Consider the following 16,479-nt stretch of genomic DNA (forward strand, 5'->3'; position numbering starts at 1 on the left):
TAAAAATAAGAGGGTTTAACAAACACATGGTGAATGGTTACCGGCAAGTATCCAGTTGCGGTGGGAAGAAATCACTTGGGAATGGGGTTAGATTTGGATCAAAGAAATTGATGCATGGATTTTCTGGTATATCAGGGAATTCCTCGCAGAGCGGAGGTTCTGGGCAGAATCCGAAGGCTGGAATGAGGAGTTGAACTAAGCCTGTAACTTTTGTGATGACAAAGCTGCCAATGGCAATTTGAATCGTGGTTGTTGTAAACAATGGGCTTGTTAATACTTCTGTCCTTGTTTCGACGCGCAAGTTAAAGTCGAATTCTGGTCGTGTTGGTGGGAAGTACATTACAATATCTTTGTTGATATCAGGTAAGTTACCAGTGACTGTAAACAAGACCCCGGTTGAATCCCGCAAAGTTAATGAATAGGGAATTTGAATTGTGAATTGAACTCTGGAGAAATTTGGTCTTGCAGGAATTGGTGTAATTACGACGCTGCCAGGAACAATCACACCTGTAGAGAAGGTCATGCTTACAAAAGTGAAAGGAGGGACGCCACCAGTTGGTAAGGTAACGATGAAGGCGGGGAAGCATTCCCTTTGTAAACAGCTGGCATAAACTTTTTCAACAATAATGCAGACAGATTCGGTTATTTCCTCGAGCTGATAGGGATCCGTCAAGTCGATGGGGTCACTAGGTGATAAGGCTGAACCCACTCTTCCGACTGTAATCCCTCTTGGTGGAAATGATGTTGGTAAGGCAGCAGCAATGGTATTGGTTAGAGTGTTGATGATGCTAATTGAGCTGTCCCCTTCGTTAGCAACCCATAATTGTGTGCCATCGCCAGTAACATCTAGGCCCAAAGGATTTACTCCGACAGGAATATTAGTGATGACGTTAAGTCCTGTGGTTGAGATTACGCTTACGCTGTTTGAACCGAAGTTGCTTACATACATAAAGACAGGATTTACAGGGTTTGCAGCAATCTTTTGTGGGTTTGAGCCGACAGGGATGAGGCTTAATAGGGCATTAGTGGCAGTGTTAATAACACTGACATTGTTGCTGCCACTGTTGACAACGAAGAGCTTAGTATTGTCTAAACTAACAGCAAGGCCATTGGGTGAAGTACCTACGGGTATGGTTGAGATGACTGTATTAGTTACTGGATTGATGACAGAGACCGTATTACTGTCGCCATTGCTTACGTAGACACGGCTGCCATCACGGGCGATTGTGACATCAATCGGCCCTGTACCAACCGTTATAGTGCTTACTACAGTATGAGTTGGAATGCTAATTACAGAAACGGTTCCACTTCCAGAGTTTGTCACATATGCTGTAGTACTAGTAGGGTCAATAGCGACTGAAGTCGGGGCAAGACCTACTGGGATCGTAGCTAACACCAGATTTCCGGCGGTACAAATGACGGAGACCGTGTTGCTACCAAAATTAGGAACTAAAACTTTGATACCATCCGGCGTGCGTTTTGGGAAAGCTGGAGCAATCCCCACGGGAATGGTAGCGACTAGCACATCGCTATATACATTATATATGGCGACTGCATTGTCGAGTGTTACCCAAGCATGGGTTTCAAATAGCATGTGTGTATTCCCCCCTTTTTTGATTCGAGAAATTTAAGAAGAACTTTCAACGTATACTATTCGCTCTAAGAGTAGGGTGTTACACGCTATTCTTAATTTCTATGCTGTGAAATAATTTGCTGTAGCATTCTGCCTGCCCGTTCGCTCCAGTCGTTTGCAAGAGCATAAGCCATTCTTTCTACTCGGTTCGTATCTTCACAAGCTAGGAGATTACGTAAACGGAGAGAGAAGAGGTGGGGGTTACTTTCAAGATTAATTTTTGGAATAGTCAGTAACTCGGGGAGTGGGGTTCCTAAAACTTGGATTCCAGCTGCGTAATATTCATAGAGTTTGATAGGATTACACCCTCTGGTCATTTCAGTTTGAAGAAAAGGGATAAGACCTACGTCAAAGTGCTGAAGATATGCCGGAAGATTCTGGTACGACTTTAAGCCTAAATAAAAAACGTTTTTGTATCTAATAGGAAACTTATTTAATTGAAAAAGTGCACCAAGGAAAATAAAGTTAAATTCCGGATTTTCTTGAACAACAATCTTGAGGAATTCCCAATCAACCCAAGGAGCTATTGCCCCACTATAGCCTATGATGGGTTTATCGGCAGGAAGATCAACCGGACGTTCCTTGGCGTGAGCAGAAAAATGAACAAAATCAACTCCGTTTGGGACAAGATAAACACGAGGATGTCTATGGAAAAAATAGTCATAAATACTACGACTACTACAAAAAATCAGATCTGCTTTCTCAAGTATAGTGGGATAATAGGGTGCCCAACTGGCAAATTCCTCTTTAGGTTCGTCTACTGCATCGTAGATCACAAGATCAGGGTTATAGTTTTGAAGACAATTAATATGCGAGGGAACCGTCAACCAAAGGATGCGTGGTCGTGGATGGGGGACAGTTAACGCAGAAGCTCCTTGGCAGAGGAAAAAAGAGGTTGACAGACTCCTGATTGTTGGTTTTGGAAAATTACCGAGATCCTCGTAAAGAACTGTCTGACCAGATGCAGAAAATTGACTCAGCAGTTGTTGAGGCCGCTGAAACATCCAATTCCAAGGGATTGAGGGAGGATAGATAATCGTAGACATTTGTAACCTCCTCGTTGTCTGTTTACCAAAAATACTGTACCTAGTTATTAGGATATGTCGAAAGGGATTAATGGGGAATGGTATGCAAGTACCATTTATACAAGGAGATCATAATATGTAAAAGAAATTGGTTTTTAAAGAGTAGGGAGGACGGTATATGGAAGAGGGGGAAGTCCGAACGATCAAGAACGACATTGCAGAGATCAAAGAAGCTGTCAAAGATGTATCAGCAGTCGTAAATGATATGCGAGTGCTGTTAGCAGGTAACTATGTCACTAAACGGGACTTTGAGGAGTTCAAAAAAAGATCCGAATCTGACCGTCGGTGGTGGTCTGGTTTTGTCATAGCTTTGGCAGGAGTATTTGCGGCAATAGTAAATATATTTTGGATACATTAGTTTGGAAGGAAGTTGAATAATGTGAAAGCAAAAGAATCTGCCAAGTAAGAACAGGCAGATTCTTTTGCTTCCTAAAAATCATCTGAGGGATAAATATTAGTCTAACAAGTTTAAAGGCTTGTGCATAACGTATTATAAGAAACATTGAGAATTTTGACACCACCAAAATATAGAGGAGGTGATTCTCTGAAGATCTTATCCTTGACCAATGAATTTGAAAATGAAAGCTTTGGTGGTGCTGGAACAGCGGTTACAGGAATCGTTCATATGCTTGATCGTAAGGGTGTTCAACAAACCCTGATAGTACCACGTAGTGATTGGAACGTACCAGGCTGGGCTTTACAAGGACAACGGATTAAAGTCCTGGGATTACCTCGTAACAGCCATTATTTTGGTTCTCTAGGGATGATTAAGGCTGATGTGGTGTGTCAGCAATTTCCAGAAATTTGTCAGAGGTGGGATGTTATTCATAGCCATGCTATTAATTTTACACCTTTAGTGTATACCCTGTCCCAAGGAGTTATTCCGATTTTATATTCAGTATATTCTTTTTTACGCAGAGAGTTGGGAGATTCACCAGAGCCTGAGTTACAAGCGCAATTCAAAATACAAGAAGAGCTACTCATGCGTTGTCAACGCATTCAACTCATAAGTCAGAGCGAAAGACAATATTTAGCAAGCCGTTTCCCGGAGTATCTTCCCAAAACTGAGGTTTTGCCAATCGGTATCACTATACCTTTAGAGCGTTGGCGACAAGGGAATCTGAATGAGTTACTATATGTCGGAAGGTTACTGGATTATAAAGGAATTGAGGATCTAATTAAGGCTTTGTCAATTAGGCAGAGTAGCGGACAACAAATTAGCTTAAATATTGTAGGTAAGGGAACAGAGGCCTATGAGAAGTTTTTAAGGCAGATTATTCGGTCACTATATCTTGATAACTATGTTCATTTTCATGGCCGTAGGTCCAGTTCAGAGGTGCGGAGATGGATGGCAAATTCTACAGGTCTAGTTGTTCCTAGTCGGCGTGAAGCTTATGGATTGGTGGCTTTAGAGGGAATGGCAATTGGGACGCCGATCATAGCCTCAAATGCTGGAGGCCTATCAGAAGTTGTAGCGAACGCTTGCGCCTTAACCTTCGAAGTAGGTAATGTTGTGCAGTTGTCAGAGGCTCTGGCAAGCCTAATAGATAACCCATCCCTTCAAAAGACACTCTCACTCAGGGGACTTAAGAACGCGTTAAACTATGAGTGGAGTCAGCTTGTACCGAGATATTTGCAACTCTTGGAGAGGTGTCAGATAGACAAAAACTGACATAAGATATATCAGTTATTGCAATAGAGGGGATGGGAGAACGTAATGTGGGAGCAAAAACAGGTTTTGGTCACAGGAGCAGGGGGATTTATTGGCAGCCATTTGACGGAGGCCCTGGTCAAAGCAGGAGCAAAGGTTCGTGTCTTTATTAGATATAACTCTAGAGATGGTCGCGGGAACCTGGAGGACTTAGAGTCCAGGCTACTTGACCAAATCGAAATAGTTGCAGGAGACTTACGTGATGCGGATGTAATCGAACGAACTGTTAAGGGATGTGATGCTGTTTTTCATCTAGGTGCCTTGGTGGGAATCCCGTATTCTTATAAAAATCCTCGAGAGGTTGTTGAAACAAACATCTTGGGAACATTTAATATTTTGACGGCAGCACGGGATCATGGAGTGGAGCGAGTCGTACACACTTCAACAAGTGAAGTCTATGGATCCGCACTCTATGTTCCTATAGACGAGTCTCACCCTCTTCAAGGTCAGTCCCCATATTCGGCCAGCAAAATTGGGGCAGATAAATTAGCCGAGAGTTTCTATGCCTCTTTCGATTTGCCGGTCGTAACCGTAAGACCGTTTAATTGTTATGGGCCGCGTCAATCCGCTCGGGCCGTCATACCGACGTTAATTACGCAGGCTTTAGCTTGTAAGGAAATACGTCTAGGCAATACGGAAACGTTGCGTGACTTTACGTTTGTCACGGATACGGCTGAAGGCTTTATGAAAGCAGCTCAGAGTCAAGAGGGGTTTGGAAAGGTCATAAATCTTGGTTCAGGAAGGGAAATTTCAATTGGTCAACTAGCCCAGATTATTATTATGACCATTCAGAGTACGGCGGAAATCGTAGTGGACGAGGTGCGAGTTCGCCCGAGTCGCAGCGAGGTTAGCCGTCTTTTAGCCGATAATCGCTTAGCCAAAGAAACGATTGGGTGGGAACCTCGGGTGTCACTGGAAGAAGGGGTCAGAAGAACGGTTGCTTGGATTGCCAGCCATATGAATCGTTTTCAGATTGGCAAATACCAAATTTAAAAGGTAAGGGGGATATTATGCAAACTATTATTTTAGCGGGAGGTAGAGGGTCGCGTTTAGATCCATATACCCGAGTTTTGCCCAAGCCCCTTTTTCCCATTGGGGACAAACCGATAGCGGATATTCTTGTAAATCAACTAAAATGTGCGGGTGTTAACGAGATAATTATGTGTTTAGGATATCTGGCAGATTTTATCAAACTTTACTTCCAGGATGGCAGTCATTTTGGCCTCGATATTCGTTATTCCATTGAAACAGCTCCACTAGGCACAGCTGGTCCTTTGAAAATTGTGGCAGATTTAGAGGATGATTTTTTAGTAGTCAATGGAGATGAATTAACCACCTTGGACTTTGGAGCGCTGTATAGACACCACATTACGAACCAAGCAGATATGACGGTCGCTGTACACAAGAAGGCCGTTTACTCAGCATTTGGAGTCTTAGAGATTAAGGATGGTCAAGTGACTGCCTATTCAGAAAAACCAACCCTGAATTATTGGGCCAGCATGGGGATATATGTGATTAATAAACGAGTTCTTTCATTGATTCCAGAAAATAAACGCTTTGACATGCCGGATCTAGTGCAATTGCTCCTTTCAGAACATGCACTAGTTATGAGTTATGAAAGTGAGGACCTTTGGTTTGACATTGGGACACCGTCTGATCTTGAAAAGGCTAAAGAGGTTTTTAAAGAGTTAAAGCTCCCTTGACCAGAAACCTTCCCCTGAAAGGTGTGAATAAGGGCATGAGAAAGGTATTAATTTTAGGAGGGGCAGGAATGTTAGGGCATACCTTGTTTCGCTATCTATCTACAGATGAAAAGCTAGACGTCTATACTACAGTACGCACTGCAAAGGACTTTTCAGGTTGGTTGCCGACAAATTGGATGAAGAAAGTGCATAGTGATATCGATGTTCTAAATTCGGATAGCTTAACAAAGGTTTTCTCGTCTGTGTCACCAGACCTAGTGGTGAATTGTATCGGAGTAATAAAGCAAGTACCCAAGGCCCAAGACCCATTAGCTACGATTACGACAAATGCACTTTTACCTCGCAGACTGGCTTTGATTTGTAGTGCTGTAGGTTCGCGCTTAATTCATGTCAGCACAGATTGTGTCTTTGATGGAATGAAAGGTGGATATTTAGAAGGGGATATTGCTAATGCCGATGATCTTTATGGCAGAACAAAATTTCTCGGTGAAGTAGCTTACCCTCATTGTGTCACTCTACGCACTTCCATTATCGGGCATGAATTGAAAGGTAACTATGGTTTAGTCGAATGGTTTCTTAGTCAAGAAAAAAAAGTGATTGGCTTCCGTCAGGCTATTTATTCTGGTCTTCCAACCATTGAATTAGCCCGCATTATTCGTGATTATGTAATTCCTAATTCTAAAATATCGGGACTTTTCCACATATCTTCAGAACCAATTTCCAAATACGAGTTGCTGAAGCTCATCAAGGTTCAGTACAACAAAAACGTGGAAATCGAAGCAGAGGATAGTTTTAGACTCGATCGATCGTTAGACTCAACACGCTTCCGCTTGCTAACTGGTTATATTCCACCAGCGTGGCCAGACTTAGTACGCGGAATGCACTCGGATTATTTAGAAGGCCCCTATCAAAAACGGTAAGGCCAAGGGGGATAAAAATGAAGATTTTAGATAACAAGGTTATTGTAATTACCGGTGGCACAGGTTCTCTTGGTAAGGTGTTAATCCGTCGGCTCTTAAATAAGGATCTGGGTTCCCTTAAGAAAATTATTATCTTTTCGCGTGACGAAGCTAAACAGCATGCTATGCGAATCGAATATCAGAATAAACAAAATGCTACCGATGAAGTGATCTATGACAATTTTGCTCGACTCATCGAATTCAGAATAGGGGATATCCGGGATTATCATTCTGTTTGCGCCGTGTTGAGGGAAGCAGATATCGTCATTAATGCGGCAGCGCTTAAACAGGTCCCTTCGTGCGAATATTTTCCCTTTGAAGCAGTCAAAACCAATGTAGTTGGTGCGGAAAACATTATCCGAGCTATTCGTGAAAATAACCTAAAAATTGAAACCGTAGTGGGAGTTTCTACAGATAAAGCTTGTAAGCCGGTAAATGCTATGGGGATAACAAAAGCCTTGCAAGAGCGGATCTTTATCGCAGCAAATGTTACACTGCCCAAGACAAGATTTGTATGTGTGCGTTATGGTAATGTGCTGGCCTCAAGGGGGTCTGTAATTCCTCTGTTTCATGAACAAATTAAGCAGGGTGGGCCTGTAACTATTACAACCAAAGAAATGACAAGATTTTTGTTGCCTTTAGAGAGTGCGGTGGACACCATTTTTGCTGTCCTAAAAGGTGCGGAGCCTGGTGAAATATTTATTCCAAAGATCCCCGCAGCCCTTATTGAAGATGTTGCCAAAGCTTTGATGGGAGACCGGCAAATCCTGATAAAATACACTGGAATTCGTCCTGGAGAAAAAGTTCATGAAATTATGATTTCTGAAGAAGAGGCTTGGAGAACTATTGATCGTGGTGATTATTATGCTATTAAGCCTATGCTCCCAGAACTGATAAAAGCAGAACCCAGCCAGCGGGCGCTGTCCAAGGAGTATAGTTCAGGTGATTTCCTCATGACTTTTGTAGAAACGGTAGCCTTATTGCATAAGCATCATTTATTAGTGGGTCAAGAAAAGCAAGAAGCTGAGGAATTTTTACGATGAAAAAGAAATATAGGATTGCTTGTATTTGTCAAATCTATAACGAGCTTTGCAAAGACAACCTTGAACGGTTTGTAAACTATGTTTTGCCGGCAGTGGATGATCTCGTTCTCTATGATGACGGCAGTACAGATGGCAGCTATGAATATATGCTTAAACAAACTACTCATGTCATCAGAGGGACCAAAAATGATTTTGTCAATGAGCGAAGTCATAAGCAACTTCTGCTCGAAGAGGCCTTAAAGCTGAATCCGGATTTTATTTTGTGGTTGGATGCAGACGAAGTATTAACCGCCAATGCAGCTGAGAAGCTTCAGGAATTGTGTGCACTTTGTGATGAAAACCACTATGATGCGGTGAATATGCATGAATTAAATCTATGGCGTAGCTATTCGTGGCAAAGGTTAGACAGTTTATATGATAAAGGGTGGTTTTGTCGTCTCTGGCGAGTTGTCCCCGGTATTTGCTTTAAGGATACAAAACCTGGACTCCACCAACCCCTTTTTCCTTCGACGATTCGTACCGTGATGTGGACTCTTGATCTTCAAGTATTGCACTATGGTTTTTCGTCGAAGCAACGCTTAGCCTATAAATATCTGATATACAGGTCTCACGGACAGCGCGGTTATGATATGCTTGATCGCTTAATTAGTGAGGAAAAGCTTGTTGTAGCAAAAGTACCTCCGGACCTCTTCCCGGAGGGCCTCTATCTGGATGACGACGAGCCGAAACCTTTGACCTTTGCGGAGTCCTTAGCATATGTTGAGGAATACGGGGAAGAGGTGTTCAGACCTAGATTTTCCATTGTGTGTTTAGTCTATAAGAGTGTCGAATGGCTGAAATTTGTTTACGAGCAGGTTTTTAAATATACGGATATGACAGATAAAGAGTTTTTCTTTGTTGCTAATGATGCTAATCCTACGGTGCTTAGCTATTTAAGGGATAACTATATACCGCATTATATTTTCACGAATACTCCTCAGCAGCAACAGGAATGGTACGTTAATAATGTTTACCGTGCTTATAATTTCGCGGCCAGCAAGGCTCAAGGAGATTTCGTTATATTCATAAATTCGGATATGGCGTTTACCCCGGGATGGTTAGATAATCTATGGCAGGCTTATAATGGAGAAAACTGTGTTACATCCCGATTAGTAGAGTCAGGCAAGTTGCGCAGTGGTCAATACGGTGTGGAGAAAGACTTTGGCAGAGATTATTCGTCGTATCGAGAAAGTGAGTTTCAACAGTATGCCTATGATCTGATTGAGTCTAGATTGTTAGATGGCGGCCTGTTTATGCCTCTATTAATACGTAAAAAACATTTTGAACAGGTTGGAGGCTATCCAGAAGGACAGGTTGTCCTGGGAAGTGATTTTAATAATCCAGTCATTGCTCGTTGGGGAGAAGCTTGTATATCAGGAGATACTGTCTTGATGCTGAAACTCCAGACAATCGGAATAAAGCATCAAACCGCTTTTAACAGTCTGGCTTATCATTTTCAATGGGGGGAATTGGACAGTACAGGAACCTCCGTAGCTGTATCAAAAGAGATAAAGATTGCGGTCTGTCATGATTTCGTCTCAGGATCACTAGGGGAAAAGCTACTATGGGATTTCTTCGGTGAATCCTTACCTGCTTCAGTAAGCATAGATAGGCATATAGTTGGGCCCGAAGAAGATTATACAGAAAAGGCTCGAAGATATATTACAGAACATTATCCAGAAGTAGAAGTAATTCTCCAAAATGCCACGTTCATGAATATTGTCGATCAATCACGCTACACTATAGCATTTTTGCAGGATGATTTTAGATCTGTGGGTATGCCAAATACTCAGCAAGAGGAAAACTTGCGACAGGCTAATAAACTGGTTGCAAATTCTATCCAAACAGCATTGTCTTATCCAGAGTATGATTTTGAGATAATTTCTGGTGGCGTGGATTTGGAATTTTTTAAGCCGATGAATAAAGAGGAGGTTCGCCAGGAATTCTGTTTTGGAACAGAACGAATAGGAATCTTTGTCGGGGACTTTTCCGAGGTCAACGGTTGGAGAAAAGTACGGGCCTTTATTGAAGGACATCCGGAAATAACTTGGATTATTGTTTCTAAAACGATTGAACCATTTATAGCGGCTAATGTAAGACTCTTTTATCAAGCACCTCAGACTCTACTGGTTAAACTTCTTAACTGTGCAGATTTCCTTATTAATGGTTCACCAATAGAGAATCGATGTCAGGGGACTATTGAAGCCTGTTTATGTGATGTACCTTTGATTATGTGTGAGAAAGGAATTTTTAAGGATTTGTTACCAGAAGAGCAGGCTCAGTGCGGAATTTTTGGAGAGGATTTTGAATGTGCTCTCCAAGAATTGCCTAAACGTTCGTTTACTCCTAGGCAGGTTATGCTGGAGAAGAATATTACTTCCCATGATTCGATGCACAGGTGGCAGCGTTTGCTGACAGCTGTCTTTAAAGAACTTATGTTTAATAAAGTTAACGCTAAAAGAGAAGTGCGGCATAAAGTATCAATCATCATAACAACATTTCAGAGAACACATTTGTTAAGGTGGGGACTCTATTCTTTGTCCCAACAGACAATGCCCTTTGAGTTTGAAACAATTGTTGTCAATGATGGCTTGCTAGATGAAACTGAGGAAATCTGCAACGAGTTCAAAGAAAAGCTCAATTTGAAATATATCTTTACGGGACAGAGAAATCTTCAGGGTGACCTAGTTTGGAGAGTGCCCGGCTTCGCGATTAATATTGCGGTGAAGCAATCCTCTGGGGATATTTTAGTTATGTGTTGTGCCGAGATGCTCCATGTTAACCATACTATAGTCAAGCTTACTAAACCTATTTTAGATAAACCTAAATTATTGGGTATTCCGACTGGAAAAGATGACCGTAATGGCGATCTACTAGAGTGTATCAATAAAAATAACGGGTCTTTTGACATGGCTACGTTCAATAGTTGTATAGATTTAGATATTAGAATGCCATTTCTGATGGCCTTACATCGTAGTCAATTTATGGAGATTGGGGGTTATGATGAAGATTTTATAGGAATTGCATATGATGATCGGGATTTCATTGATCGATTATTAGCCAATGGTTGCCAGTATTGTCAGACTGATGCCCTAACGGCCCATTTGTATCATCCCAGAGCTGAAGGTTATTATCAAGGCGGAGGTCCCCCTGAATGGAACTATAATAAAAATTTATACTTCTCCAGAAAAGGAAAAATTGTGAGAAATGAAGGGAAAGAGTGGGGATCCTCTTAGAAACAAGAACACTTTGATAAAGCCAATCATATAATGGAGTAGAGGGACAACTTAAGAGCTGTTCTATCAAAAAATAAGGGGGAAAAGTAATGCTCGAAATGGATCAACAAGGGCTAGGACCAGATGATGAGCTCCTTCTGGAAATACAAGGATGCGTTAAACAATGCAAACCAAAGTGGGTTTTTTGTCCATGTCCAAAGGGTGGTCAAGGACTTGTTGAAGACAGCTTGTTTGTTGTTAGACGTCATAAAATTTTCTGGGTTGTTCAGATTTGTAAGACAGGTGCTATAGCCTTTAGAGAAGTTTCACCGCAGTTTATGGAAATTTTTTCTGAGATTATAGTAGGGGCTACGAGAATTTTTGTTGAGTTTGATCGTTGCCATAGGATTAAAGAATGGATTTCCATCCAAGACAAAGAATGCTGTCCAGATAAACTCCCCAAAGATATGTGCAAAGATAATTTTTGTCAGGCTGACATCTATTAAGAGTTGTAACAAAACTTTTTGAAGGATCCCCTATAACTCATCAATAAGAATCACGTGGTAATATTCATGCGCAGAGTTGATGCCTCATCGGCTGGAGGTGTCAGCTCTGTTTTTAACAGTACCCATTTACTGAAACCGAAGAGAATGGGGCTGTAACCAAAACTTAGTCCAAAAAGTCGCCTGAACCATTATGGTTAGGCGACTATTCAAATAATATAGCAAAAACGGAATAATATAAGGGAAGTATAAACAATATTACATAGTTATGGAGTAATTGCCAGTGCCTAAGAAAAGGCAAAAAGTTCATGATAAAAAGTATTTATTCCCTATATGCAAAACCAATTAACCCTTCAAATAAGCATTGAGAGCTTAATTCCAAACGATCATGTAGTTCGTGTTGTCAATAAAGCCGTTGACCAAATGAACCTAAAGCCAATACTAGCCAAATATCCTGGAGGTGGACGTTCAAGTTATAATCCAGTCATGATGATTAAGCTTCTGGTTTATTCCTATACCGACAAGATCTTCTCTTGCAGAAGGATTGCTAAAGCAGCCCGTGAAAATCGTTTCCGCAGTGAACGTATGAAAGAAACAATCCTTAAGGTCTTTGCTGAAGTTGTAGCTCTGTTGGTGCGAGAGAATTACATAAAATCAGAGAACTACCTTTTGGATGGCACAAAGATCGAGGCTAATGCCAATAAATATAGCTGGGTCTGGGGTAAAGTGACCAAGCGATATAAAGAAGCCTAATGGAGAAATGCCGGGAGTTATTCAAAGAAATCGATAAAATTAACGAGGAAGAAAATAGCGATTATGGAGATTCTGACTTAGAAGAATTCGGTAACGGGAAACCCATTGATTCAGGGGCCATTGAAGAAGCAGTCCGGAAAATTGACGAAAGTCAGGCAATTTCACGTGCTTTCAACAAACTATGGAGTGATGCCGGGCTTCCGACAGAATGTAACCCTAAACCAAGAGCATACGATTTCAGGCATCATTTTGCTTTTGCAAATATCAACAGATGGGTCGAAAATAGAATCAATGTTAACGGGATGCTTCCATACTTGATGAATCACATGGGGCATTCGAGTATTGATAGTACTTTTTACTACATACATCTTATCCCGGGAATTTTTCGGAGTATATTCCGAAATGACAAAAGCCCTGCAACAGTGGACAAGGGGTAGAGGCTTCTCTCTATTTCCACTGTTCTTATGATCATTGATTTCAGCCTTTTGGGCGTGGAGTAAACCGACCGACTCTCCCAGTCAGGCCCAAGAATTTCTTTAGATTTTTTTGAGCCAATCGACTTGTGTAGTCAATTGACCGACCTTTTTATATAAGCTATCGTTTTCCCGCTCCTGATCATTGACTTTCTCCTGTAACACCTTGTCCTTTTTATTATCAAATACATTGGGTGCATTAGCCAAAAATTCATTCTTCCAGTTCCGTAGCTGGTTAGGCGCTATCTCATGGGTGCTGGCGATTTCGTTTAGTTCTTTTTCCCTCGCAAAACCTCCAAAACTATCTCCGCCTTAAATTCTGCGCTAAATACTCTTATCTTCATCAAAAATAAACCTGCTTTCTTTAGTGGTTTTATTATATCAGGTTCATTATCTTTTCAGAAAATCTTGTCGAGTTTTCTTAGACCAGTATAATCCAATGATTTCATATACTTTTCCATAAGCTATACTATACATATGAGTTTCGAATAAAAGCACCGGAAATCGTATCCGCAGGGATGCAACAACCAGTGCTTTTGTCATATCTCCTCCTTATCAGGAGTGTATATGAAATATCTAAATTTTATAATGCCCCTTTTTCAAAATGTCCTTGACAAGGGGACGACTTTAAAACTTAGTTTCGTTACGGCCCCTTCTCTTCGGTTCAGATTTTAGTTTTATAAAGTTATTAATGATTGTCTGAATGGTCAATTTGGTTCGGGAAGGTGAGTCGGAGTTGAATCAAAATGGTCATTTTTTCTTGCAGGGTTGTAAAGGTACATTCTTCAAGGGGCCCATCTTGCAGAGGTAGATGGTCAAGTGCATCGTCCAATTCGTTAATTTGACTGAAAAGCAGTTGGCAGGTTGGTAGTTGGTTATAAAATTTCTGGCTCAGGATGTTAAACTCCTTATGATCACATGATCTAATATGGTCTTTGCATGAACAACCTGAAGAATGCGACGTTGATTTAGCAAATCCATATTCACGCAATTGATCATAATGGATAGGTGCAAACATAAGGTGTTTCCCTAGGTCAATAACACATGAAATGGGTATATCCACGACGAAATCTTTCATTATACCTGATACCGTGGTTGAAGTTTGATGCAACGCTTCTGAATATTGAATATCCTTGCGCACAAGACCTCCTAGAAACAACTTGGGAGTATCGTGTGGTATACCAGGTTCACTTGGAATGCAATTAAAGAAGCGGCTCTGTGTTATTTTTAAACTTTTTTTAATCATTTTGATATCTATTGCTCTTGTGGGCAAAGTAATAATCGACTCCGCGGGGATTGATACCGTCACCACGACCGAATGTGGACCCGATTTCTCAAATTGTAGAGGAGTACACATTTGTAGTGTTGCGGTACTTAGAAAAGTCGGATTTGGAGAGACTGGCAGAATTGGTTGAGGGCACACTATTGGGGTTGGAATCTCTCGAACCCAAGTAGGGATAAAAGGAGCAGGCTGTGTCCACTGATGTGGACAAGGAGGATAATATTTGTTGTCAGTCAATGTTTGTTCTTCCTTTCTTATAAAAAATAGGATTAATAAAATCGATCTCAAATTAACTGGTGATAGCCTTATTTTTCAGACTTCTTAGGACGTTTGAGGGGATGAAAGTTACTTCCCGTAAGGCTAATTCACTATATGAATAAGATATGTAATTAAAGGAAAATAGTTACATAATAGAAGATAAGTTACAAAAGTTGGCGTGGCAATAAATAACCCAAATTAGGTGGTTAAAAGCAAAGCATATATGCTTAATTTGACAAAGAGTTTGTCTAAGAACACTTTCCAGTTACGGGGGTTAGAATGAGTAACGCTCTCGGTAAATACCTCGATCTATGATATTGGTACAGTAGATGTTCTAATTGGGGCTTGCCACCCAAACCCAGATTCATCTTAACAGACCAAAATCTCGCTGTTTTCCTGATTCAATTTTGGTAAAAATTGGGCATTACTACCAGCGTAAAGGGTTTGTCAACAGAGCCGATACCTCATCTAGGTGTCGGCTCTATTTGTAACAGTATTGTACTCTTGAAGACACTTTAAAGGAAAACTAGCTATGCAAATATTTAGTAACCAAAAAAGGACATGAACAATACAATAAATAAATCCATAATTTGGAGGGATGGGAGATATATGCCTTATATTACGACGGGTTTGTTGTCTAACGCCTCGTTCGAAGGCGTCAGACAGAGTTCAACGCTCTCAGTAAACATCTCGAATGATGATACGTCTAACGTCGCAATTCAAATTGAGGGATTTTTCGAAAGCGGAACCTCAAGAGTGAAGTATGTTGAAGAGTTTTTTACTCTTACAGCAGGAACAGTGCTTTTAAAGAATTATTTCATCCCATTTAATGCCTTTGAGTTTATATTTTTTGTTAGCTCGCAGGCTGTAGAAATCTCTGTAGGAAGCAAAGATGACACTGGAAGTCTCTCTTTAGTTCGTTTGGAAGTAACCGAAGAGGTCGTCTGAATGGTAACAAAATCGGACAAGAACAATACAATATATAAACCATAATCAAGGAGGTAAGACAAAATATGCCTAATTTGACAACGGGTTTGTTTGATAACACCCCGGTAGCGGGTGTTAGACCGAGTTCAACACTTTCGGTAAACATCTCAAATGATGATACAGTTACTGTAGATGTTCAAATTCAAGGGTTCTTTCAAAGTGGAACGACAAAAGTTTTGTATGTGCAAGAACAGTTTACCCTTAATGCAGGTAGTGTAGCCCAGAGAACCTATTTTGCTCAGTTTGATGCTTTTGAATTTCAATTTGAGGTAAGTTCAGACGCTGTAGAAGTCACTGCTTGGGGGAAAGACTCAGCGGGAAATCTGACTACAGCCCACCGGGTGGTTGCTCAAGAAGTTGACTCATTTTAACGAAAAAAAAATTAATAATGTAAGGAGACGAGAACATGGCTGAATTAACTACTGGATTGATTGAAAATACGCCGGTCAATGAAATAAGACCAACTTCAACATTCACAGTGAAAATTACTAATGATGATATAATTGCTGCTACAGTTTTCATTGAGGGTTTTTTTGTGACAGGGATTACAAAAACACTGTATGTTTTGGAGTTATTCATTATGGATCCAGGTGAAGTAGCAGAAAGAGTTTATTTCGCGCAGTTTGATGAATTTGAATTTCAGTTTGTAACTAGCTCTGATGCAGTGGAGATCTCTTGTTGGGGAAAAGATGCTGACGGTAATTTGGTTGCAGCCCATCGTTTAGTAGCTGCAGAACTCGACACAATTGGGCCTGATGGAATCACAGGAGCAACAGGAGCAGCAGGAGCAACAGGAGCAACAGGAGCAACAGGAGCAGCAGGAGCAACAGGAGCA

At 41.0% G+C, this 16,479-nt stretch carries 15 protein-coding genes and 2 pseudogenes; 12 read left to right on the forward strand and 5 right to left on the reverse strand.

Features of this window, described 5'->3' with window-relative positions; genetic code table 11:
• Nucleotides 1-37 precede the first annotated feature (37 nt).
• Complete coding sequence (locus LJE72_RS23385; protein WP_229250378.1) at nucleotides 38-1,525, reverse strand: YncE family protein; 1,488 nt, start codon at nucleotides 1,523-1,525, stop codon at nucleotides 38-40.
• Between the two features lie 161 nt (nucleotides 1,526-1,686).
• Complete coding sequence (locus LJE72_RS23390) at nucleotides 1,687-2,679, reverse strand: glycosyltransferase family protein (RefSeq protein ID WP_229250379.1); 993 nt, start codon at nucleotides 2,677-2,679, stop codon at nucleotides 1,687-1,689.
• A 157-nt stretch (nucleotides 2,680-2,836) separates the two neighbouring features.
• Here LJE72_RS23390 and LJE72_RS23395 point away from each other — a divergent pair, with 157 nt between their 5' ends.
• The 9 genes and pseudogenes from LJE72_RS23395 to LJE72_RS23435 form a co-directional block, all read left to right on the forward strand.
• Complete coding sequence (locus LJE72_RS23395; RefSeq protein ID WP_229250380.1) at nucleotides 2,837-3,076, forward strand: hypothetical protein; 240 nt, start codon at nucleotides 2,837-2,839, stop codon at nucleotides 3,074-3,076.
• Between the two features lie 201 nt (nucleotides 3,077-3,277).
• The gene (locus LJE72_RS23400; protein ID WP_229250381.1) at nucleotides 3,278-4,390 is read left to right on the forward strand and encodes a glycosyltransferase family 4 protein; all 1,113 of its coding nucleotides are present in this window, start codon (nucleotides 3,278-3,280) and stop codon (nucleotides 4,388-4,390) included.
• A 45-nt stretch (nucleotides 4,391-4,435) separates the two neighbouring features.
• The gene (locus tag LJE72_RS23405) at nucleotides 4,436-5,422 is read left to right on the forward strand and encodes an SDR family NAD(P)-dependent oxidoreductase (protein WP_229250382.1); all 987 of its coding nucleotides are present in this window, start codon (nucleotides 4,436-4,438) and stop codon (nucleotides 5,420-5,422) included.
• Nucleotides 5,423-5,439: 17 nt separating this feature from the next.
• Entirely contained in the window at nucleotides 5,440-6,132 is a 693-nt protein-coding gene (locus LJE72_RS23410; protein WP_229250383.1) for a sugar phosphate nucleotidyltransferase, read from the forward strand.
• A 35-nt stretch (nucleotides 6,133-6,167) separates the two neighbouring features.
• Complete coding sequence (locus tag LJE72_RS23415) at nucleotides 6,168-7,052, forward strand: dTDP-4-dehydrorhamnose reductase family protein (protein ID WP_229250384.1); 885 nt, start codon at nucleotides 6,168-6,170, stop codon at nucleotides 7,050-7,052.
• Nucleotides 7,053-7,069: 17 nt separating this feature from the next.
• Nucleotides 7,070-8,134, forward strand: coding sequence for a polysaccharide biosynthesis protein (locus tag LJE72_RS23420; RefSeq protein WP_229250385.1), 1,065 nt, complete (start codon nucleotides 7,070-7,072; stop codon nucleotides 8,132-8,134).
• Nucleotides 8,131-11,409, forward strand: a complete 3,279-nt coding sequence (locus tag LJE72_RS23425) for a glycosyltransferase (RefSeq protein WP_229250386.1) — start codon at nucleotides 8,131-8,133, stop codon at nucleotides 11,407-11,409. Before LJE72_RS23420 ends, LJE72_RS23425 begins: the two co-directional genes overlap by 4 nt.
• Nucleotides 11,410-11,498: 89 nt before the next feature.
• Nucleotides 11,499-11,894, forward strand: coding sequence for a hypothetical protein (locus tag LJE72_RS23430; protein WP_229250387.1), 396 nt, complete (start codon nucleotides 11,499-11,501; stop codon nucleotides 11,892-11,894).
• 280 nt (nucleotides 11,895-12,174) lie between these two features.
• Nucleotides 12,175-12,802 (forward strand): annotated as a pseudogene (locus tag LJE72_RS23435) (transposase); the annotation flags it as partial.
• A gap of 378 nt (nucleotides 12,803-13,180) precedes the next feature.
• Here LJE72_RS23435 and LJE72_RS23445 read toward each other — a convergent pair.
• The 3 genes from LJE72_RS23445 to LJE72_RS23455 all read right to left on the reverse strand — a co-directional run bounded on the left by LJE72_RS23445 (nucleotide 13,181) and on the right by LJE72_RS23455 (nucleotide 14,636).
• Nucleotides 13,181-13,381 carry a hypothetical protein gene (locus tag LJE72_RS23445; protein ID WP_312038965.1) on the reverse strand — a complete coding sequence of 67 codons (201 nt, stop codon included), beginning with the start codon at nucleotides 13,379-13,381 and terminating at the stop codon, nucleotides 13,181-13,183.
• Between the two features lie 126 nt (nucleotides 13,382-13,507).
• Nucleotides 13,508-13,660, reverse strand: a complete 153-nt coding sequence (locus tag LJE72_RS23450) for a hypothetical protein (RefSeq protein ID WP_229250390.1) — start codon at nucleotides 13,658-13,660, stop codon at nucleotides 13,508-13,510.
• 145 nt (nucleotides 13,661-13,805) lie between these two features.
• Complete coding sequence (locus tag LJE72_RS23455) at nucleotides 13,806-14,636, reverse strand: CsxC family protein (RefSeq protein WP_229250391.1); 831 nt, start codon at nucleotides 14,634-14,636, stop codon at nucleotides 13,806-13,808.
• A 630-nt stretch (nucleotides 14,637-15,266) separates the two neighbouring features.
• Between LJE72_RS23455 and LJE72_RS23460 the strand changes: the two genes are divergently transcribed.
• The 3 genes and pseudogenes from LJE72_RS23460 to LJE72_RS23470 all read left to right on the forward strand — a co-directional run.
• Nucleotides 15,267-15,605 carry a hypothetical protein gene (locus LJE72_RS23460; protein ID WP_229250392.1) on the forward strand — a complete coding sequence of 113 codons (339 nt, stop codon included), beginning with the start codon at nucleotides 15,267-15,269 and terminating at the stop codon, nucleotides 15,603-15,605.
• 65 nt (nucleotides 15,606-15,670) lie between these two features.
• The gene (locus LJE72_RS23465; RefSeq protein ID WP_229250393.1) at nucleotides 15,671-16,015 is read left to right on the forward strand and encodes a hypothetical protein; all 345 of its coding nucleotides are present in this window, start codon (nucleotides 15,671-15,673) and stop codon (nucleotides 16,013-16,015) included.
• 35 nt (nucleotides 16,016-16,050) lie between these two features.
• Nucleotides 16,051-16,479 (forward strand): annotated as a pseudogene (locus LJE72_RS23470) (exosporium glycoprotein BclB-related protein); the annotation flags it as partial.

This window comes from Desulfosporosinus shakirovi (assembly GCF_020595055.1).
GTDB classification, from domain to species: domain Bacteria; phylum Bacillota; class Desulfitobacteriia; order Desulfitobacteriales; family Desulfitobacteriaceae; genus Desulfosporosinus; species Desulfosporosinus shakirovi.